22 protein-coding genes are annotated in these 19,667 nt (G+C 70.7%); 18 read left to right on the top strand and 4 right to left on the bottom strand.

The genetic code is table 11. From position 1 onward, the window contains the following. Window position 1 precedes the first annotated feature (1 nt). The 5 genes from pgsA (at window position 2) to recA (ending at window position 3,277) form a co-directional block, all read left to right on the top strand. Window positions 2-610, top strand: a complete 609-nt coding sequence (gene pgsA / locus NVV95_RS07265; RefSeq protein WP_259485892.1) for a CDP-diacylglycerol--glycerol-3-phosphate 3-phosphatidyltransferase — start codon at window positions 2-4, stop codon at window positions 608-610. Then, entirely contained in the window at window positions 607-1,107 is a 501-nt protein-coding gene (locus tag NVV95_RS07260; RefSeq protein ID WP_259485891.1) for a CinA family protein, read from the top strand. Before pgsA ends, NVV95_RS07260 begins: the two co-directional genes overlap by 4 nt. Window positions 1,108-1,291: 184 nt before the next feature. Continuing rightward, window positions 1,292-1,600: a helix-turn-helix domain-containing protein gene (locus tag NVV95_RS07255; protein WP_173183859.1), complete on the top strand. Its 309-nt coding sequence runs from the start codon at window positions 1,292-1,294 to the stop codon at window positions 1,598-1,600. Window positions 1,601-1,602: 2 nt separating this feature from the next. Further along, complete coding sequence (locus NVV95_RS07250) at window positions 1,603-1,830, top strand: DUF3046 domain-containing protein (RefSeq protein WP_259485890.1); 228 nt, start codon at window positions 1,603-1,605, stop codon at window positions 1,828-1,830. Between the two features lie 319 nt (window positions 1,831-2,149). Continuing rightward, on the top strand, window positions 2,150-3,277 hold the full coding sequence (gene recA / locus NVV95_RS07245) for a recombinase RecA (protein ID WP_259485889.1): 1,128 nt from the start codon (window positions 2,150-2,152) through the stop codon (window positions 3,275-3,277). Window positions 3,278-3,358: 81 nt separating this feature from the next. On the opposite strand, the gene NVV95_RS07240 is transcribed toward recA, so the two are convergent. Next, window positions 3,359-3,664 (bottom strand): hypothetical protein, encoded by a 306-nt coding sequence (locus NVV95_RS07240; RefSeq protein WP_259485888.1) that lies wholly within the window; start codon window positions 3,662-3,664, stop codon window positions 3,359-3,361. A 19-nt stretch (window positions 3,665-3,683) separates the two neighbouring features. Here NVV95_RS07240 and NVV95_RS07235 point away from each other — a divergent pair, with 19 nt between their 5' ends. The 4 genes from NVV95_RS07235 (at window position 3,684) to dapF (ending at window position 7,888) form a co-directional block, all read left to right on the top strand. Next, complete coding sequence (locus NVV95_RS07235; RefSeq protein WP_259485887.1) at window positions 3,684-4,259, top strand: regulatory protein RecX; 576 nt, start codon at window positions 3,684-3,686, stop codon at window positions 4,257-4,259. A gap of 58 nt (window positions 4,260-4,317) precedes the next feature. Continuing rightward, entirely contained in the window at window positions 4,318-5,940 is a 1,623-nt protein-coding gene (gene miaB / locus NVV95_RS07230) for a tRNA (N6-isopentenyl adenosine(37)-C2)-methylthiotransferase MiaB (RefSeq protein WP_259485886.1), read from the top strand. A gap of 33 nt (window positions 5,941-5,973) precedes the next feature. Further along, the gene (gene miaA / locus NVV95_RS07225; protein WP_259485885.1) at window positions 5,974-6,915 is read left to right on the top strand and encodes a tRNA (adenosine(37)-N6)-dimethylallyltransferase MiaA; all 942 of its coding nucleotides are present in this window, start codon (window positions 5,974-5,976) and stop codon (window positions 6,913-6,915) included. 91 nt (window positions 6,916-7,006) lie between these two features. Further along, the gene (gene dapF / locus NVV95_RS07220; RefSeq protein ID WP_259485884.1) at window positions 7,007-7,888 is read left to right on the top strand and encodes a diaminopimelate epimerase; all 882 of its coding nucleotides are present in this window, start codon (window positions 7,007-7,009) and stop codon (window positions 7,886-7,888) included. A 66-nt stretch (window positions 7,889-7,954) separates the two neighbouring features. On the opposite strand, the gene NVV95_RS07215 is transcribed toward dapF, so the two are convergent. Continuing rightward, window positions 7,955-8,563 (bottom strand): class I SAM-dependent methyltransferase, encoded by a 609-nt coding sequence (locus NVV95_RS07215; RefSeq protein ID WP_259485883.1) that lies wholly within the window; start codon window positions 8,561-8,563, stop codon window positions 7,955-7,957. A 40-nt stretch (window positions 8,564-8,603) separates the two neighbouring features. Between NVV95_RS07215 and hflX the strand changes: the two genes are divergently transcribed. The 3 genes from hflX (at window position 8,604) to metE (ending at window position 13,683) form a co-directional block, all read left to right on the top strand. Next, window positions 8,604-10,136 carry a GTPase HflX gene (hflX, locus tag NVV95_RS07210; RefSeq protein WP_259485882.1) on the top strand — a complete coding sequence of 511 codons (1,533 nt, stop codon included), beginning with the start codon at window positions 8,604-8,606 and terminating at the stop codon, window positions 10,134-10,136. 293 nt (window positions 10,137-10,429) lie between these two features. Then, window positions 10,430-11,362: a methylenetetrahydrofolate reductase gene (locus NVV95_RS07205; protein ID WP_259485881.1), complete on the top strand. Its 933-nt coding sequence runs from the start codon at window positions 10,430-10,432 to the stop codon at window positions 11,360-11,362. Continuing rightward, a complete protein-coding gene (metE, locus tag NVV95_RS07200; RefSeq protein ID WP_259485880.1) occupies window positions 11,359-13,683 on the top strand; it encodes a 5-methyltetrahydropteroyltriglutamate--homocysteine S-methyltransferase in 2,325 nt (774 codons plus the stop codon). The genes NVV95_RS07205 and metE overlap by 4 nt, the downstream gene beginning before the upstream one ends. 100 nt (window positions 13,684-13,783) lie before the next feature. Here metE and NVV95_RS07195 read toward each other — a convergent pair whose 3' ends face one another. Both NVV95_RS07195 and lexA read right to left on the bottom strand, forming a co-directional pair. Next, window positions 13,784-14,206, bottom strand: a complete 423-nt coding sequence (locus tag NVV95_RS07195; RefSeq protein ID WP_259485879.1) for a transposase — start codon at window positions 14,204-14,206, stop codon at window positions 13,784-13,786. A gap of 35 nt (window positions 14,207-14,241) precedes the next feature. Next, window positions 14,242-14,916 (bottom strand): transcriptional repressor LexA, encoded by a 675-nt coding sequence (gene lexA, locus NVV95_RS07190; RefSeq protein WP_259485878.1) that lies wholly within the window; start codon window positions 14,914-14,916, stop codon window positions 14,242-14,244. Between the two features lie 224 nt (window positions 14,917-15,140). Between lexA and NVV95_RS07185 the strand changes: the two genes are divergently transcribed. The 6 genes from NVV95_RS07185 to NVV95_RS07160 all read left to right on the top strand — a co-directional run bounded on the left by NVV95_RS07185 (window position 15,141) and on the right by NVV95_RS07160 (window position 19,625). After that, entirely contained in the window at window positions 15,141-15,491 is a 351-nt protein-coding gene (locus NVV95_RS07185; RefSeq protein ID WP_259485877.1) for a LysM peptidoglycan-binding domain-containing protein, read from the top strand. Window positions 15,492-15,546: 55 nt separating this feature from the next. Next, entirely contained in the window at window positions 15,547-16,647 is a 1,101-nt protein-coding gene (locus NVV95_RS07180) for a histidinol-phosphate transaminase (protein WP_259485876.1), read from the top strand. A 73-nt stretch (window positions 16,648-16,720) separates the two neighbouring features. Continuing rightward, window positions 16,721-17,326 (top strand): imidazoleglycerol-phosphate dehydratase HisB, encoded by a 606-nt coding sequence (gene hisB / locus NVV95_RS07175; RefSeq protein WP_259485875.1) that lies wholly within the window; start codon window positions 16,721-16,723, stop codon window positions 17,324-17,326. Next, a complete protein-coding gene (gene hisH, locus NVV95_RS07170) occupies window positions 17,323-17,970 on the top strand; it encodes an imidazole glycerol phosphate synthase subunit HisH (protein WP_259485874.1) in 648 nt (215 codons plus the stop codon). Before hisB ends, hisH begins: the two co-directional genes overlap by 4 nt. A 121-nt stretch (window positions 17,971-18,091) precedes the next feature. After that, entirely contained in the window at window positions 18,092-18,838 is a 747-nt protein-coding gene (gene priA / locus NVV95_RS07165; RefSeq protein WP_259485873.1) for a bifunctional 1-(5-phosphoribosyl)-5-((5-phosphoribosylamino)methylideneamino)imidazole-4-carboxamide isomerase/phosphoribosylanthranilate isomerase PriA, read from the top strand. Between the two features lie 7 nt (window positions 18,839-18,845). Then, window positions 18,846-19,625 carry an SseB family protein gene (locus NVV95_RS07160; protein ID WP_259485872.1) on the top strand — a complete coding sequence of 260 codons (780 nt, stop codon included), beginning with the start codon at window positions 18,846-18,848 and terminating at the stop codon, window positions 19,623-19,625. Window positions 19,626-19,667: the final 42 nt, after the last annotated feature.

The following is a 19,667-nucleotide window of genomic DNA, read 5'->3' as shown; positions in this document are numbered from 1 at the left end:
CGTGAGCAGCACCGAGCACAGCGGCGGCGCGGTGGCGAAGCCGAGCAACTGGAACCTGCCGAACGCGATCACGGTCGTGCGCATCCTGCTGGCACCGGTGTTCTTCGTCATGCTGCTGGTCGACAACGGGGCCGACGGCGGGCTGCGCTGGGCCGCCGCGGTGCTTTTCATCCTGGCGATCGCCACCGACGGCATCGACGGGCACATCGCCCGCAGCCGCAACCTCGTCACCGACCTCGGCAAGCTGCTCGACCCGATCGCCGACAAGGTGCTCACCGGGGCGGCGCTCGTCGGCCTCTCGATCCTCGCCGAGCTGCCGTGGTGGGTCACCATCGTCATCCTGGTGCGCGAGGTCGGCATCACCGTGTGGCGCTTCGTGCAGCTGAGCGACCGGGTCATCCCGGCGTCGCGCGGCGGCAAGCTCAAGACGCTGGCGCAGTCGGTCGCCATCTCGCTCGCCCTGCTGCCGTTCCCGAACCTCCTCGGTGACTGGGTGAACTGGGTCAACGCCGTCTTCATGGCCATCGCCCTCGTGCTCACCGTCGTCACCGGCATCGACTACATCGTGCAGGACCGGCGCTTGAACCGAAGCCCGAAGCGCACCGCGTGAGCACGGCTCCCTCGCCCACCTTCGACCTCGCCCGGCGCATCGTCGAGACGCTGACGGCCCGGCACGTCACGATCGGTGTCGCGGAGTCGCTCACCGGTGGGCTGCTGGCCGCCGCGTTCGTCGAGGTGCCCGGGGCGTCCGCCGTCCTTCGCGGGGGAGTGGTGGCCTACGACACGGCCGTCAAGCACAGCCTGCTCGGTGTCGATGCGGAGGTGCTCGCGGCCCACGGCCCCGTGCATCCGGACGTCGCCGTGCAGATGGCGGTCGGGGTGCGCACCGCGCTGATGCTCGACGGTGAGGAGCCGTGGATCGGGCTGTCGACCACCGGTGTCGCCGGGCCCGACGCGCAGGACGGTCATCCGCCCGGAACGGCCTTCATCGGGCTCGCGATCGGCCACGAGGTGCGGTTCGTCGAGCTGCACGTCGACGGCGATCGCTCGGCCGTCAGAGCCGCCGTCGTGGCCCGGGCGCTGAGCGCGCTGGAGGAGTTCCTGTGAGCCGGCAGAGCGCTTTCCCCGCCTCCCGTCAGGCGGGAATGCACCGCGTTTCGATCTCGTTACATCTGATGTCATTCACAAGATATGTCCAGTCCCCGTCGCTTAGAGTTTCTGCTACGAACCACAGGCAACCGCGGTTCGAGAGCCACTCGAGAAGACCGTGACTGAACGCAAGGAGGGTCCAGTGATTCTAGTTCGTCAGGAGATCGGCGACGTGCTTCGGGACTTCCGCCTGCAGAAGGGCCGCACCCTTCGTCAAGTGGCAAGTAAGGCGAGCGTCGCGCTCGGCTACCTGAGCGAGGTCGAGCGTGGTCAGAAAGAGGCCTCGAGCGAGATCCTCGCATCGGTCGCCGATGCTCTCGACACGCCCATCTCGGTGATCATGCGCGAGGTCGGAGACCGGCTCGCCGTGGTCGAGGGCATCGATCCCATTCCCGACACCATCCCCGACGAGTTCGTCGCCGACTTCGACGCCGACCTCGTCGCCCGCTGAGAGTGCGCCTGAGCGAGTTCCGGCAGGCGGTCAGCGACGAGTTCGGTGACGCGTACGGTCAGGTGGTCACGAGTGATCTCACCCTCGTCGATCTCGGTGACCGCACCGCCGCGCAGGCTCTGAAGGCAGGGATCTCGCCGCGAGAGGTGTGGCTCGCGGTCTGCCGAGCGGCCGACGTGCCTCGTGAGCGATGGCACGGGGCGGGTCTGCCGGCACAGCCTCGCGGTTGACCTCGCACTGATTCACGAAAGGGCCCCCGGATGCTCCGGGGGCCCTTTCGCGTGCCCGACACGCCGGGCGCACCGCTCGAACATACCTTCGGTTCTGAGTAGGCTTCTGCACATCGAGAGAATCGAAGACGTTCTCCACAGATGGTGCAGGCCGACGACCGATGTCGGTGGTCCTGCCTAGCGTGGAGCATGTTCGATGAACTCCCGAGAACGCCCTGTCGTTGCCCGATCGAGAGATCACCCGCACACGACAGCCTGTGGGCACACCATCGCGACACCGGGCCGCCGAGCCCAGGCCGCACGACAGAAGGAAGACGCCATGCCGTCAGACGCAAACCGCGAAAAAGCACTCGAGACCGCGCTCGCCCAGATCGACCGTCAGTTCGGCAAGGGGTCGGTCATGCGCCTCGGCAGCGACGACCGTGCACCCGTCGAGGTCGTGCCCACCGGTTCGATCGCGCTCGACGTCGCGCTCGGCATCGGAGGCCTGCCGCGCGGCCGCATCGTCGAGATCTACGGCCCGGAGTCCTCGGGAAAGACCACGCTGACGCTGCACGCCATCGCGAACGCCCAGCGCGCCGGGGGCATCGCCGCCTTCATCGACGCGGAGCACGCCCTCGACCCCGAGTACGCCAAGAAGCTCGGCGTCGACATCGACTCCCTGCTGGTGTCGCAGCCCGACACGGGTGAGCAGGCCCTCGAGATCGCCGACATGCTCGTGCGCTCGGGGTCCATCGACCTCATCGTCATCGACTCCGTCGCAGCGCTCGTGCCCCGCGCCGAGATCGAGGGTGAGATGGGCGACTCCCACGTGGGTCTGCAGGCCCGCCTCATGTCGCAGGCCCTCCGCAAGCTCACCGGTGGTCTGAACCAGACCAACACCACGATGATCTTCATCAACCAGCTGCGCGAGAAGATCGGTGTGTTCTTCGGCAGCCCCGAGACCACCGCCGGTGGAAAGGCGCTGAAGTTCTACGCCTCGGTACGCCTCGACATCCGCCGCATCGAGACCCTGAAAGAGGGCACCGAGGCCGTCGGCAACCGCACCCGCGTGAAGGTCGTCAAGAACAAGATGGCGCCGCCCTTCAAGCAGGCCGAGTTCGACATCCTCTACGGTGTCGGCATCTCCCGTGAGGGCAGCCTGATCGACTTCGGTGTCGAGCACGAGATCGTGCGCAAGTCGGGTGCCTGGTACACCTACGACGGCGACCAGCTCGGCCAGGGCAAAGAGAACTCGCGTCGCTTCCTGAAAGAGAACCCCGACATCGCGCTCGAGATCGAGAACAAGATCCTCGCGAAGCTCGGCGTCGGCGAGGCGGGCGCGGCCGCCCTGGCTGCGTCCACCGCGTCCGCCGCGTCCGCGACTTCGGCGGCGAACGTCGAGCCGATCGCCCCGAAGCTGGCCGCCGGCGCTCCCAAGGCCGCGGCCGCTCGCAAGGGCGCCTAGGAGTCGCGTGAACGACATCATCAGCCTCGACGCCGCCCGCCGCGCTCGCGAGAAGCGCCCCGCGGGCGGCCCGGGTGCTGATCACCCGTCGAAGGGCCGCGCCGCCGCCGACGCGGTTGCTTCGCCGACCGTCGCCTCGCCGACCGTCACTTCGACGCCGGCACGGGCCACGTCGTCGGTGGGCGAACCCGCCGTGCAGACAAAGGGTGCCGGGTCGTCGCTCGGTGCCACGTCGCCCGGGGCTGCCGCGTCGGGCGAAGCCTCTCCGGGCAAGGCCCCGTCGGGCAGCCAGACGTCGTCGGGTTGGTTCCCGTCAAGCGGCGATGCATCCGAATCCGCCACTTCGGGCTCGGTTTCGACCGGCTCCGCGACCTCGGGTGCCGGCAAGCGCTCGACGGTGACATCGATGCGGTCCGTTCCCTCTCGGAGGTCGGCGGCGTTCGACGACGGTGACGACGACGACTTCGACGACGAGCCGCAGCTGTCCGACGAGGAGCGGCTCGCCCGCGTCAGTGACACGGTCGTGCGGGCGCTCGGTCGTCGGCAGCTGTCCGCCGGAGAGACGCAGGCCCTGCTCGAGGCGCAGGGAGCGTCGAGCGACGAGGCCGAGACCCTCGTGGCCCGCTACGAGGAGCTCGGCTACCTCAACGACGCGGCGCTGGCCGAGACCCTCGTCGAGCGCATGTCCGACCGCGACCACAAGAGCCGCGGGGCGATCGCGCGGGAGCTGTCGGCCCGCAAGATCCCCGGCGAGCTCGTCACGGCCGCTCTCGAGGGCCTCGACGACGACCACGAGTTCTCGCTGGCCCTCGACGCCGCCACGAAGCGCGTCGGCCAGCTCAGCGCCTACGACGACCAGACCGTCGAGCGCCGCCTGATGGGCTTCCTCACCCGCCGCGGCTTCAACTCCACGATCGTCCGCGAGGCCACCCGCCGCGCCCTCGCCACCCGCAAACGCTTCGGCGGCCCCCGCTTCCGCTGACGCCCCCGCCTGTGGGGCGGCGGCGGGGGCGGGCGGGGTTTCGTAGACTGGGGCGATCATGAGCACTGTGAGCGAAGCCCCCACGATCATCGAGGCGTCCGCCGCGTCCCGCGGTGCCGACGGGCGGGCCCGCACCTACGAGGTGCGCACCTTCGGCTGCCAGATGAACGTGCACGACTCCGAGCGTCTGAGCGGCTCGCTCGAGGCCGCCGGCTACGTCAAGGCCGAGGGCGTCGAGGCCGACGTCGTGGTCATCAACACCTGCGCCGTGCGCGAGAACGCCGACAACAAGCTCTACGGCAACCTCGGCCACCTGGCCTCGGTGAAGCGCCGCCACGAGGGCATGCAGATCGCCGTCGGCGGCTGTCTCGCCCAGAAGGACAAGAACGTCATCCTCGACAAGGCCCCCTGGGTCGACGTCGTCTTCGGTACCCACAACATGGGCGCCCTGCCGAGCCTGCTCGAGCGGGCCCGGCACAACGACTCGGCCGAGATCGAGATCCTCGAGTCCCTCGAGACGTTCCCCTCGACCCTCCCGACCAAGCGCGAATCCACGTACAGCGGCTGGGTGTCGATCTCGGTCGGCTGCAACAACACCTGCACCTTCTGCATCGTGCCGGCGCTCCGCGGCAAGGAGAAGGATCGGCGCCCGGGCGAGGTGCTGGCCGAGATCCAGTCGCTCGTCGACGACGGCGCCATCGAGGTCACGCTGCTCGGCCAGAACGTGAACTCCTACGGGGTGGAGTTCGGCGACCGTCTCGCCTTCGGCAAGCTGCTGCGGGCGGCCGGAACCATCCCGGGGCTCGAGCGCATCCGCTTCACCAGCCCCCACCCGGCGGCGTTCACCGACGACGTGATCGACGCGATGGCCGAGACACCGAACGTCATGCCGCAGCTGCACATGCCGCTGCAGTCGGGGTCCGACCGTATCCTCCGTGCGATGAAGCGCTCGTACCGCTCGGCGAAGTTCCTCGGCATCCTCGATCGGGTGCGCGAGAAGATCCCGAACGCGGCCATCTCGACCGACATCATCGTCGGCTTCCCCGGCGAGACCGAGGAGGACTTCCTCGAGACGATGCGCGTGGTGGAGGCCGCCCGCTTCGCCTCGGCGTTCACTTTCCAGTACTCCATCCGCCCGGGCACCCCGGCGGCCACCCTGCCCGACCAGGTGCCGCATGAGGTCGTGCAGGAGCGCTACGAACGACTGGTCGCGCTGCAGGAGGGCATCAGCCTCGACGAGAACCGCCGCCTGATCGGCCGCCGCGTCAACGTGCTCGTGGCGAACGGCGAGGGCCGCAAAGACCAGGCGACCAACCGCCTGAGCGGACGCGCAGAGGACAGCCGCCTCGTCCACTTCGAGGTGCCCGAGGGCTCCGAGCGCCCGCGCCCCGGCGACGTCGTCTCGGTCACGATCACGCAGGCCGCGCCGTTCCACCTCATCGCCGACACCGACGGAGCGCCGCTCGCGGTGCGCCGCACCCGCGCGGGTGACGCCTGGGACCGTGCCGAGGCCGAGTCCTGCGGTGTCCCGGCGACGGGTGGCCCGACCGACGGGGTCCGCCCCGTCTCGCTCGGCCTGCCGACCCTCCGCATCGGGGTTCCGGATGCCCGACTGAGCTTTCCGGGGCACGGGGTCGCCACCGTCCCGATCTACAGCCCCACCGACGATCTGCGCGGGTAGGAGTGGCAACCGAGCGCGAAGACGGCGATCGTCGTGCCTGAGCCGCAGGCGGGCAGACCGGCCGTGATCGCCGTCGTCGGCGCCACCGGCACCGGCAAGTCCGAGCTCTCGCTGGCGATCGCCGAGCGCATCGCCGCGCGGGGCGGGTTCGCCGAGGTCGTCAACGCCGACGCGATGCAGCTCTACCGCGGCATGGACATCGGCACCGCCAAGCTGCCGCTGCACGAGCGCCGCGGAGTGCCGCACCACCTCCTCGACGTGCTCGACGTCACCGACGAGGCCTCCGTCGCCGCCTACCAGCCGGCCGCGCGCGCCGCCGTCGACGACATCGCCGGGCGCGGCGGCACGGCGATCCTCGTCGGCGGATCCGGGCTTTACGTCTCGTCGGTGCTCTACGACTTCCGCTTCCCGGCCCGCGACGAGGCGGTTCGCGCCCGGCTGGAGGCCGAGCTCGAACTCGGGGGAGTGCGGGCGCTCTACGATCGCCTCAAGGCGATCGACCCGGCCGCGGCGGCGTCGATCGGGCAGTTCAACGGACGCCGCATCGTGCGGGCACTCGAGGTCGTCGAGCTGACCGGCGAACCCGTGTCGGGCACGCTCCCTGAGGAGCCGGTGCTCTGGCGTGAGGCCTCGATCGTGCGGCTCGGCATACCGCGTGAGCACCTCGTCGAGCGGCTCGACGCCCGGGTCGAGCGCATGTGGGCCGCGGGACTCGTCGACGAGGTCGCCGGGCTGGTGCAGCGGGGCCTCCGCGACGGTGTCACCGCATCCCGGGCCATCGGCTACGCCCAGGCCCTCGCCCAGCACGACGGTACGACGCCCGAGGCGGACGCGATCGCTGAGGCGCAGGCCCTCACCCGCCGCTACGCCCGCCGCCAGGTGAGCTGGTTCAAGCGCTACCCGAACGCCCTCGACGTCGACGCCCTCGACCCGGATGCGCTCGAGGCCGCCGTCGGCTCCGTGGCCGAGGCGTAGCCCGCCGACCGCGCCGCCGAGCATCCGCCCGCCCTGCCCGCACGCCCCGCCGAGCATCCGCCCGCCCACCCCGCCGCCCTAGACTGAGCAGATGCCAGCCGAGTTGCACTTCACCAAGGGTCAGGGCACGGGCAACGACTTCGTGCTCTTCACCGACCCCGAGGGCGAGATCGACCTCACCCCCGCCCAGATCGCCGCCATCTGCGACCGTCACTTCGGTGTCGGTGCCGACGGGGTCATCCGCGCGGTGCGCTCGGCGAGCCTCGACGCCGGGGCGGCGGCCCTCGCCGAAGACCCGGCCGCCGAGTGGTTCATGGACTACCACAACGCCGACGGCTCGCTCTCCGAGATGTGCGGCAACGGCATCCGCGTCTACACCCGCTACCTCATCGACAACGGCCTCACCACGCTGGCCCCCGGCGAGACCCTCGTCATCGGAACCCGCGCCGGCGTGCGCGACGTGCAGCTGAATGCCCTCGGCTTCCAGGTCGACCTCGGCCGCTGGTCGCTCGACGGCGGCGAGCCCCTCGTGCGCGCCAAGAACCTCCAGGTCGCCCGCCCCGGTCTCGGCATCAACGTGGGCAACCCGCACGTGGTGGTCGCCCTCGCCGACGACGAGGAGCTCGACTCGGCCGACCTCGCCTTCATCCCGCACCTCGAACCGACACCGGTCGACGGCGCCAACGTCGAGTTCGTCGTGCCCGCCGACCCTCTGGTGCGCGACGCGGTCGGCCACATCCGGATGCGCGTGCACGAGCGAGGCAGCGGCGAGACGCTCAGCTGCGGAACGGGCGCGGCCGCGGCAGCCCTCGCCACCCGCCACTGGGCCGGCCAGGGCGCACCGAACCACTGGAACGTCACCGTGCCCGGAGGCGTGGTGGGCGTGCGCATGTTCCCCGCGGAGGACGGCGAGCACGTGGCGCTGTCGGGCCCGGCCGAGCTCGTCTACGAGGGCGACCTGGCGATCGCCTAGCGCGCGACCAGCCGGGCGACCGCTCGCCCGCCGGCAACGGCCCGCGTGCCCGAGAGCGCCCGAACGCTACCCGCGCATCCGCGCCCGCAGCACCCGGAACGCCTTGCTCGTCGCCTCCCGCTGCACGGTCAGCTCGGGGAACTCCCCGTCCATCCACCGCTGCAGCGAATCCGACCCCAGGTTCTTCTGCACCACGAGCCACGCCTCGGTGCCGGGCTCGAGCCGCGGCAGCCACTGCCGCAGCATCGAGTGCAGCGCCTCCTTGCCGACCCGGATGGGCGGATTCGACCAGATCGTCATGAATCGCACGTCGTCGGGAACATCCTCGGGCCGCACGGCGTTGACATTATCGAGACCCATGATGTGAGCATTACGACGAACCAGATCCAGAGCACGCTCGTTGACATCCACGGCCCACACCGTCGAACGCGGTGATTCCAGGGCCAGTGTGAGCGCGATCGGCCCCCAACCGCACCCGAGATCGAGAAGATTCCCCCCGGGCGGTGGGTGAGGCACGTTCGCGAGCAGCACCTGGGTACCGGTGTCGATCCGATCCGGGCTGAAGATGCCCGATGCCGTCGTGAGGCGGTGATCCGACCCGGCCAGCGTGACCGTCATCTCGCGGAGCGACAGCTCCCCCGCGGGCTGCGCAGAGAAGTAGTGCTCGCCATCCATAGAGGGAATCTAGCAAACAAGGAGACTAGTCTTGACGCCAATGTCAGACCACGAGATCACAGAGAACACCACCGAGAGCGACGCCGCCGTCGCCCGGGTGCTCGCCGGTGCCGAGCAGCGCTCGAGCGGCTACTCGCTCTTCGAGCAGGGCTCGGCCCAGGCTCTCCAGCGTCCCGCCACCACGGGTGAGCGCGAGGGCTCGAGCTACGACGGCGACCAGTTCGACCGCGAAGACCGTCAGTCGCTCCGGCGCGTCGCCGGGCTCTCCACCGAGCTCGAAGACGTCACGGAGGTCGAGTACCGGCAGCTGCGGCTCGAGAACGTCGTCATCATCGGCGTCTACTCGCAGGGCACCCTGAGCGACGCCGAGAACTCGCTGCGCGAGCTCGCCGCGCTGGCCGAGACCGCCGGAGCCGTCGTGCTCGACGGCCTCCTGCAGCGCCGGCCGCATCCCGACCCCAGCACCTACTTCGGCAAGGGCAAGGCCGACGAGCTGCGGATGATCGTCGCCAACCTCGGTGCCGACACCGTCATCGCCGACACCGAGCTGGCCCCCAGCCAGCGGCGTGCGCTCGAAGACGTGGTGAAGGTCAAGGTCATCGACCGCACCGCCGTCATCCTCGACATCTTCAGCCAGCACGCCAAGAGCCGGGAGGGCAAGGCTCAGGTCGAGCTCGCCCAGCTCGAGTACCTGCTGCCGCGTCTTCGCGGCTGGGGTGATTCGATGTCGCGCCAGGCCGGTGGCCAGGTGGGTGGCGCGGGCGCCGGAATGGGCTCGCGCGGCCCGGGTGAGACGAAGATCGAGCTCGATCGACGCCGCATCCACACCCGTATGGCGAAGCTGCGCAAGCAGATCAAGGAGATGAAGCCGGCCCGCGACGCCAAGCGCGCCAACCGCAAGCGCAACGCGGTGCCGAGCGTGGCGATCGCCGGGTACACCAACGCCGGCAAGTCCTCGCTGCTGAACCGCATCACCAGTGCGGGCGTGCTGGTCGAGAACTCGCTGTTCGCGACCCTCGACGCCACCGTGCGCAAGAACGTGACCGAAGACGGCCGCCCCTACACGATCGCCGACACCGTCGGATTCGTGCGGGCGCTGCCGCACCAGCTGGTCGAGGCGTTCCGGTCGACCCTCGAGGAGGTGGCCGACTCCGACGTGGTGGTGCATGTCGTCGACGGCTCCCACCCCGACCCCGCGAGCCAGATCACCACGGTGCGCGACGTCATGGGCGAGGCCGGTGCGCGGGGCATCCCCGAGATCGTCGTGTTCAACAAGGCCGACCTGGTCAGCGACGACGACCGGCTCGTGCTGCGCGGTCTCGAGCCGACGGCGGTCTTCGTCTCGGCCCGCACCGGCGAGGGCATCCCCGAGCTGCTCGCGGCGCTCGACGCGATCCTGCCGCGGCCGAGCGTCGAGGTCGACCTGCTGGTGCCCTACGAGCGCGGTGACGTCGTCACCCTGCTGCACGAGAAGAACACGGTGCTGAGCACCGACTACGAAGAGGGAGGCACCCACGTGCGCGCCCTGGTGAACCCCGAGTTCGAGGAGCGCCTGGTCGAGTTCGCGCGCTGACGCGAACACCGTGGGGTCGCTGAGATCTCGACGAACAGCGGATGCCCGCTGCCGGATGCCCCGGGCCCACCGCGGCCCGGGGCATCCGTCGTTCCTGCGCATCCGTCGTTCCCGGGCATGCGCGTGTCCGGGCATCCGTCGTCATAGTGCGTCACAACGCTTCCTGCGGCTCCGCGCCTCTCCTAGAGTCGACCCATCGTCAGCCGCACCGCGTGGCTCATGGTGCGACAGCCGAGCCCGGCACCCGCCCGCGATCGCCGTCAGTCGTGCGTGCGAACGGAGGGAGAGAGTAGATGACCGGGTTCTCGTTCGAACTGTTCCCGCCGCGCTCCGAGGCGTCGGCCGTGGCGGTGCGGGCGACCGTTCGCGAACTCGCCGCGGTGGGCCCGCAGTTCATCTCGGTCACCTACGGAGCGAACGGCACGAGCCGCGACTCCTCGCTCGACCTGCTGCGCCACATCCACCGCACCACCTCGGCGCGGGCGCTGGCCCACCTCACCTGCGTCGGCAACTCGCACGCGCAGGCGGCCGTCGTCATCCGCGAGTTCATCGAGGCGGGGGTGACCAGCTTCCTCGCCCTGCGGGGCGATCCGCCGGCCGGGGTGCCCGAGGACGAGATCGAGCTGGGCGACCTGGCCAGCGCCAGCGAGCTGGTCCAGCTGATCCACCGGGTGCAGGCCGAACGGGTGCCGTACACCGAGGTCGGACTCCCGGGGCTGCCCGGGACGAGCCGCGTGGAGCCCAAGCGGCAGAAGCTCGAGGTCTCGGTCGCGGCCTTCCCGAACGGGCATCCGCGCAACCGCTCGGGTTTCGACGACGTCGACGCCCTGCTGGCCAAGCAGGTGGCCGGGGCCGACTTCGCGGTCACCCAGCTCTTCTTCGAGGCCGACGACTACCTCGGGTTCGTCGCCCGGGCGCGGTCGGCGGGGGTGACGATGCCGATCATCCCGGGCATCATGCCGGTCACCAGCGCGGCACGCCTGCGCCGGGTGGCCGAGCTCTCGGGCGAGACCGTGCCCACCGCTCTGCTCACCGGTCTCGAAGACGCTCCCGACGAGCTCGCCCGCCGCGAGATCGGCGTCGAGCACGCCACCCGCCTCGCCCGTGCCGTTCTCGCGGGCGGCGCCCCCTCGCTCCACCTCTACACGTTCAACCAGCACGAGGCCGCCCTCGGGGTGCTCCGCGAATGCGGCCTCGTCTCACCCTCGATCAAGGAATACGCATGACGAATCAGACCTCGTTCCCCGCCGGCACCATCCTCGGCTACCCCCGCATCGGGCGCCGGCGTGAACTCAAGAAGGCGGTGGAGGCCTTCTGGGCCGGCCGCATCGACGCCGCCGAGCTCGAGACCACGGCCGCCGGGCTGCGCTCGGCCACGCGGGCCCGCCTCGTCGAGCTCGGCCTCGGACAGAGCGACTCCTCGATCCCCGAGAGCTTCTCGTTCTACGACCAGGTGCTCGACGCGGCCGTGACGGTCGGGGCGATCCCGACCCGCTTCGCCGACCTCGTGGGCGACGACGGACGCATCGACCTCGCCGGCTACTTCACGGTGGCGCGCGGCGAGGGCGCCCGGGCCCCGCTCGAGATGACGAAGTGGTTCGACACGAACTACCACTACCTCGTGCCCGAGATCGGCCCGTCCACCGTGTTCTCGCTGGCGAGCGACCGCCTGCTCGACGAGTTCCTCGAGGCGAAGGCCGAAGGCTACCTCACCCGCCCGTCGATCGTCGGGCCGGTCACGCTGCTGCTCCTCAGCAAGCCGAGCGACGACGCCCCCGAGGGCTTCCGGCCGCTCGACCGCCTCGAGGAGCTGCTGCCGGTGTACGCCGAGCTGCTCGCGAAGCTGGCGGATGCGGGGGCCGAGTGGGTGCAGCTCGACGAGTCCGCCCTCGTCAGCGAGAGCATCGACGTCGACCGCGCGACCACGCTCGAGGCGACCCGCCTCGCCTATGCCGCACTCACCGCGGGGGAGCGCCCCTCGATCTTCGTGGCCGCCGCCTACAACAGCCTCGACGACGCCCTGCCGGTGCTCGTCGACTCGGGTGTCGAGGCGATCGGCCTCGATCTCGTGCGGGGTTCGCTCCCGACACACGTCGAGCACCTCGGCGAGACCGTTCTCGTCGGCGGTGTCGTCGACGGCCACAACATCTGGCGCGGCGACCTCGCCGCCGCCTACGACAAGCTCGAGGCCCTCGGCACCCTCACCTTCAACGTCTCGGTCTCCTCGTCGACCTCGCTGCAGCACCTGCCGCACGACGTCACCGACGAGTCCAAGCTCGACCCGCGCCTGGTCTCCTGGCTCGCCTTCGCCGACCAGAAGGTGCAGCAGATCGCCACCCTGGCGCACGGTCTGAGCGGCGGGCGGGTGGCCATCCAGTCCGAGCTCGACGCGGCGACGGATGCTCTCGCCGACCGTCTGGCGGCACCGGGCGTCCGCGACGGCGACGTGCGCCTCCGCGAGGCGGCGCTGACCGAGGGCGACTTCGCCCGCGCGGCCTACGCGGATCGACTCGAAGCCCAGGAGGCGGCCCTCGGCCTCCCGTTCCTGCCCACCACGACGATCGGCTCGTTCCCGCAGACCGGCGACATCCGCCGCGCCCGCGCCCGCTTCGTCAAGGGCGAGCTGAGTGCGGAGGAGTACACCGAGCTGATGCGTGCCGAGATCCGCCGCGTCGTGGAACTGCAGGAGGAGATCGGCCTCGACGTGCTCGTGCACGGCGAGCCGGAGCGGAACGACATGGTGCAGTACTTCGCCGAGAACCTCGACGGCTTCGCGGTGACCGAGAACGGCTGGGTGCAGTCCTACGGCAGCCGCTGTACGCGACCGTCGATCCTCTGGGGCGACGTCTCTCGGCCGGCGCCGATCACGGTGGACTGGTCGGTGTACACGCAGTCGCTCACCCCGAAGCCCGTCAAGGGCATGCTGACCGGGCCGGTGACGATCCTCGCCTGGTCGTTCGTGCGCGACGACCAGCCGCTGGGGGAGACCGCGCGGCAGGTGGCATTCGCGCTCCGCGACGAGATCGCCGACCTCGAGGCGGCCGGCATCGGCATCGTGCAGGTCGACGAGCCGGCGCTGCGGGAGCTGCTGCCGTTGAAGCAGCGGGACCAGCCCTCGTACCTCGACTGGTCGGTCGGGTCGTTCAAGCTGGCGACCGCCGGTGTGCGGTCGGAGACGCAGATCCACACGCACCTCTGCTACTCGGAGTTCGGCGTCGTCATCGACGCGATCCGCGAGCTCGATGCCGACGTGACGTCGATCGAGGCGGCGCGCTCGCGCATGGACGTCGTGCACGACATCGAGTCCTCGGGCTTCGACCACGGAGTCGGCCCGGGCGTCTACGACATCCACTCGCCGCGCGTGCCGAGCGTCGACGAGGTCACGGAACTGCTCGAGAAGGCACTGAGTGCGGTGCCCGAGCGCCAGCTCTGGGTCAACCCCGACTGCGGCCTCAAGACCCGCGGCTACGACGAGACCGTCGAGTCCCTCAAGAACGTCATCGAGGCCACGAACCGCGTCCGCACCCGCGTCGCCACCCCCGCCTGACCCTCCTCCGCTCACGCCGAGTGGTCACTTTCGGCGCCACCCTCCCGGTTTCGGCGCCAGAGATGCCCACTCGCGCAGGAGGGACGGGGGCGCCTGCGGGTCACGAGTTTCCGCGGCGCTGATTGCGGAGGAAGTCGTCGGCGGCGCCGGGGGTACAGGTGACGGTCGCGATGAACTCCGACGACGACCAGACGCTGCCGTGCCAGAGCACGGCGGTGACGGCCGTATCGAATCGGCGCACCAGCTCGCGGCTCGTCGCGGCGCGCACCGTCTGCACCAGCCGGTCGAGCGAGACCCAGACCGGGTGGTCGACGGCGAAGCGGATGGCGTCAGCGGCACCGTCGAACTGACTCGCACGGGCGCCGAAACCCTCACACGTCTCGGTTACCACGCCGCGGCAGCACTCGATCATCTCGGCGGACAGCACGCCACGCCTCGCGGCGGTGACGAGCACCACCTCGCTCTGCAGGGAATGGACGACCGAGCCGCCCGTCCGAAGCTGAGCGGACAATCGCGCGTTCATGAGGAAAGCTTACTACGCGCCTACCTCACGAGAGGTCAGACGGTGCGGAGGACCGCGACGACCTTGCCGAGCACCGTGGCGTAGTCGCCGAGGATGGGCTCGAAGTTGCTGTTGCGGGGGAGCAGCCAGGTGTGGCCGTCGCGCTGGCGGAAGACCTTCACGGTGGCCTCCTCGTCGAGCATGGCCGCCACGATGTCGCCGTTCTCGGCCGTGTTCTGCTGGCGGATCACGACCCAGTCGCCGTCGCAGATGGCCGCGTCGATCATCGACTCGCCGACGACCTTCAGCATGAAGAGGTCGCCGTTGCCCACCAGCTGGCGGGGGAGGGGGAACACCTCGTCGACCTGCTGCTCGGCCGTGATCGGGATGCCCGCGGCGATGCGGCCGACCAGCGGCACCAGGGTGGCATCGCCCACGGGGGGAGCGGAGTCGGCGTCGGGTGACGGCGAGTCGTCGAGCGACGGCACGTCGATGAGCACCTCCATCGCGCGCGGCCGGTTCGGGTCGCGCCGGAGGTAGCCCGAGAGCTCGAGCTGGTTGAGCTGGTGGGTGACGCTCGAGAGGGAGGCGAGGCCCACGGCGTCGCCGATCTCGCGCATGCTCGGCGGGTAGCCCCGCGACACCACCGAGCGCTGGATGACGTCGAGGATGGCGAGCTGCTTGTCGCTCAGACTCTTGCGCCGTCTGGTGCGGCCGGTGTCGTTCGCCACGTTCGCCTGCGCTTCCTCCACCGATGTCGGTGGTTGGTGATGTGATTCAGCTGTCGATCGAAACTGTATCCGAGAACTGCTCGAAAACGCATCTGTGTTCGAGTGTGTCGCCGATTCCGGTGAAGATCGCCACTTGACCGGAACCAGATTCGAATATAGATTCGGAACATAACTTCGCACCGGCGGTCCCGGCCGACCGTCGGTGCGAACCCTCAGGAGGAATCATGAGCATCGCAGCAGCGAACGTGAGCACCACCCCCAGCACCCACCTGCGCATCACCGCGCGGGGCCGCAAGGTCCTCGCTGCCGTGGTCGCCGCACCGATCGTCGCCGCGCTCAGCGTCGCGGCCCTCGCCGCGGGTGGCTCGGCGGTCGCCACGGGCTCCTCGGTCACCACCGAGTTCGACTACCTGACGGTGCAGGCCGGCCAGTCGCTCTGGAGCATCGCCGAGACGATCGCACCCGAGTCCGACCCGCGCGACGTCATCGCCGAGATCCGCAGCCTCAACCAGCTGCCCACCTCCTCGGTGCAGCCGGGCCAGCGCATCGCCGTCCCGGCCGACATCGCCGACTAGCAGCGACCACGCCGCGCAGGGCGATGCCCCGGTGCCGGATCGGTAGAATTCCGGGGTGACCTCCCTCGACGAGCTGCCCATCCGCGACGACCTCCGCGGTCTCGAGCCGTACGGCGCCCCGCACCTGCACCTGCCGGTCGAGCTGAACGTCAACGAGAACACCCACCCGATCCCCGAAGACGTCGCCCGCGACATCATCGAGTCGATCGCCCGCGAGCTCATCACGGTCAACCGCTACCCCGACCGCGAGTTCACCGCCCTCCGTGAGTCCCTCGCCGGCTACCTCGAGGGCACCGAGCCGGGCTCGGGCATCACCCGCGAGCACATCTGGGCGGCGAACGGCTCCAACGAGATCCTGCAGCAGATCCTCATGGCCTTCGGCGGCCCCGGCCGCTCCGTGCTCGGCTTCCCGCCCACGTACTCGATGCACTCCATCATCGCCAAGGGCACCGGCACCGACTGGATCGCGGGCGACCGCGACCCGGGCTTCCTCATCTCGCCCTCCACGGCGGTCGAGTGGATCCAGAAGACCACCCCCGACATCGTCTTCTTCTGCGCCCCCAACAACCCCACCGGCACTGCCCTCGGCCTCGACACCATCCGCGCGGCCTACGACGCCTTCGACGGCATCGTCGTGGTCGACGAGGCCTACGCCGAGTTCGCCCCGGCCGGCGAGCCCACCGCGCTCTCCCTGCTCGAGGGCCGCCCCCGCCTGATCGTCTCCCGCACCATGAGCAAGGCCTTCGCCTTCGCGGGCGCCCGCCTCGGCTACCTGGCCGCCGACCCAGCGGTGACGGATGCGCTGCGACTCGTCCGCCTGCCCTACCATCTGTCGGCGCTGACCCAGGCGGCCGCCGTCGCCGCGCTCGCGCACGCCCCCGAGATGCTCGCCATGGTCGACGACATCAAGGCGCAGCGCGACCGCATGGTCGCCGAGCTCGGCGAGCTCGGCTACTCGCCCTGGCCGACGGCGGCGAACTTCGTGCTCTTCGGCGGCGTCGACGACCCCGAGACGCTCTGGCAGCAGCTGCTCGACCGCGGCATCATCATCCGCAACCTGAGCATCCCGGGACACCTGCGGGTGAGCGCCGGCACCTCGGCCGAGACCACGGCGTTCCTCGATGCGATGCGCGAGCTCACCCCGCCCCGGGCCTGACCCACGAGGGGGCCGGCAGGGGCGCGAGCCCGAGCGGGCCCGGCCCCGCGGCCACCTCGGTACGATAGAGGGTATGACCGCACCCCGCACCGCCCGCCTGCAGCGCGAGACGAGCGAGTCCTCGATCGAGCTCTCGCTCGACCTCGACGGCACCGGCGTCTCCGACATCCAGACCTCGGTGCCGTTCTACGACCACCTGCTCACCGCCTTCGCGAAGCACTCCCTCACCGACCTCACGGTGCGCGCCACGGGCGACACCCACATCGACGTCCACCACACGGTGGAGGACACGGGCATCCTGCTCGGCCAGGCCATCCGCCAGGCACTCGGCGACAAGGCCGGAATCTCGCGCTTCGGCGACGCCCTCGTGCCGCTCGACGAGGCCCTCGTGCAGGCCGTCGTCGACATCTCGGGCCGACCGTTCCTGGTGCACTCCGGCGAGCCGGCCGGCTTCGAGTACCACCTCATCGGCGGTCACTTCACCGGCTCCATGGTGCGCCACGTCTTCGAGGCCATCACGTTCAACGCGGGACTCACCGTGCACGTCACCGTGCTCGGCGGGCGCGACCCGCACCACATCGCCGAGGCCGAGTTCAAGGCCTTCGCCCGCGCGTTCCGCCAGGCCAAGGCCCTCGACCCGCTCGTCCAGGGCATCCCCTCGACGAAGGGCGCGCTGTGAGCACGAAGGGCCGCCCCGGCGTCGTCGTGCTCGACTACGGCAGCGGGAACATCCACTCGGCGGCCAAGGCCCTCGAACGCGCCGGAGCCGACGTGACCGTCACGGGCGACCGGCAGAAGGCGATGGACGCCGACGGCCTCCTCGTCCCGGGCGTGGGTGCCTTCAGCGCGGTGATGGACCAGCTCACCGCCGTGCGCGGGGGAGAGGTCATCGATCGCCGCCTCGCCGGTGGGCGCCCCGTGCTCGGCATCTGCGTCGGCATGCAGGTGATGTTCGCCGACGGCATCGAGCGCGGCGTCGACACCGAGGGGCTCGGCGAGTGGCCGGGTGTCGTGGAGCCGCTGAAGGCCGAGGTCGTGCCGCACATGGGCTGGAACACCGTCGACGCCCCCGAGGAGTCCGTGCTCTTCGACGGCATCCGCGACGAGCGCTTCTACTTCGTGCACTCCTACGCCGCGCAGGACTGGCACATCGACCCCGACCCCAAGCGCCGCCCGGCGCAGGTCACCTGGGCCGACCACGGCGGCCGCTTCATCGCGGCGGTCGAGAACGGCCCGCTCTCGGCCACCCAGTTCCACCCCGAGAAGTCGGGCGACGCGGGCATCCGCCTGCTGCAGAACTGGATCGCCTCGCTCCGCCGCTGACGACCCCGAGACGCCGGCGGTCTCAGACGAGCGGATGCGCGGCTCCCGTTTCGCCGCCGGCCGCCCGAGTCGCTACGATCGCGGGGGGCATCCACCCCACCGCACCCAGCAAGGACATCTCATGAGCGAGTTCAACAAGGCGCCGGCCCTCGTGCTGCTGCCCGCCGTCGACGTCTCGGGCGGCAAGGCCGTACGACTCACCCAGGGCGAAGCGGGCACCGAGACCTTCCACGGCGACCCGGTCGACGCGGCCGTCGACTGGGTCTCACAGGGCGCCGAGTGGATCCACCTGGTCGACCTCGACGCCGCCTTCGGCCGCGGCAGCAACCTCGGCGTGATCAAGAAGGTCATCCGCCAGGCCAAGGGTGTGAACGTCGAGGTCTCGGGGGGCATCCGCGACGACGAGAGCCTCGAGACCGCGCTGGAGTCGGGCGCCAAGCGCATCAACCTCGGCACGGCCGCCCTCGAGAACCCCGAGTGGGCCGCGAGCGTCATCGCGCAGTACGGCGACGCCGTCGCGGTCGGCCTCGACGTGCGCGGCACGACGCTGGCCGCCCGCGGCTGGACGCAGGACGGCGGCGACCTGTGGCAGGTCATGGACCGCCTCGAGGAGGCCGGCTGCGCCCGGTACGTCGTCACCGACGTCACAAAGGACGGCACGCTGAAGGGCCCGAACGTCGATCTCCTGCGCCAGGTGATGGAGCGCACCTCCCGCCCCGTGATCGCCTCGGGGGGCATCTCGAGCCTCGACGACCTCGTCGAGCTGCGGGCCCTCGTGCCCCTCGGCCTCGAGGGCGCCATCGTCGGCCGCGCCCTCTACTCGGGCGCCTTCACGCTCGCCGAGGCGCTGGACGTGGCTTCTGACTGACGACGGCGTGCCCGGCCGGGCCCTGCCCGCGCACCTCGCCGACTCGGCGGGGCAGCCCTGGCAGGGGCGGCACTTCGAGTCCCACGGCGCCCCGAGCGACGACGACGGCACGGCTCCGCCCGCACTCCTCGCGGCGCTCCAGGCGTTCCGCGCGGGCGAGGGGGCACCGGATGCGGTGGTCGACGCCGTGCGCGAGGTGCGCCTGCTCGTCCCGCTCGTGGCCCATGCCGGCGACGAGGGCGTGACGGAGGCGGGTCTGCGCGTCGACAAGACGCAGGAGCTGTCGCTCGTCACGGTGGCCGGCCCCGGCGGTCGCACGGTGCTCCCCGCCTTCACCTCGGTGGCGGCACTGAGCGCGTGGAACCCGACGGCCCGCCCGATCCCGGTCGCCGCACCCCGGGCGGCCCTGGCGGCCGTCGCCGAGGGCACCGAGCTGATCGTCGTCGACCCGGGCTCGGACACCGAGTTCGTGCTGCGCCGCCCGGCGGTCTGGGCGATCGCCCGCAGCACGCCGTGGCGCCCGGCGGTCGACGACCCCGAGGTGGTGGCCGCCTTCGAGGCGAGCATCGCCGACGAGCCCTCGGTGGCGGCCCTGCGACTCGTGCCGGGCGATCCGGGCTACCGGATGCTCGGGCACGACGTCGTGGTCGCGCTCGCCCTGCTCCCCGGTCTCGACCAGGCGGCGCTCGGCGCGCTGACGTCCCGGCTGCAGCAGCGCTGGGCCGAGCATCCGCTCATCGCGGAGCGCGTCGACTCGCTCGGGGTGCGCCTGACCGCCGCCGGATGACCGACCGCCGCCGGATGACCGACGGACGTCTTGACGCCGAAG

It is taken from the genome of Herbiconiux gentiana (genome assembly GCF_024978135.1).
Lineage (GTDB): Bacteria > Actinomycetota > Actinomycetes > Actinomycetales > Microbacteriaceae > Herbiconiux > Herbiconiux gentiana.
Note: the sequence above shows the minus strand (reverse complement) of the source record. Positions and strands in the feature narration are given on the sequence as shown.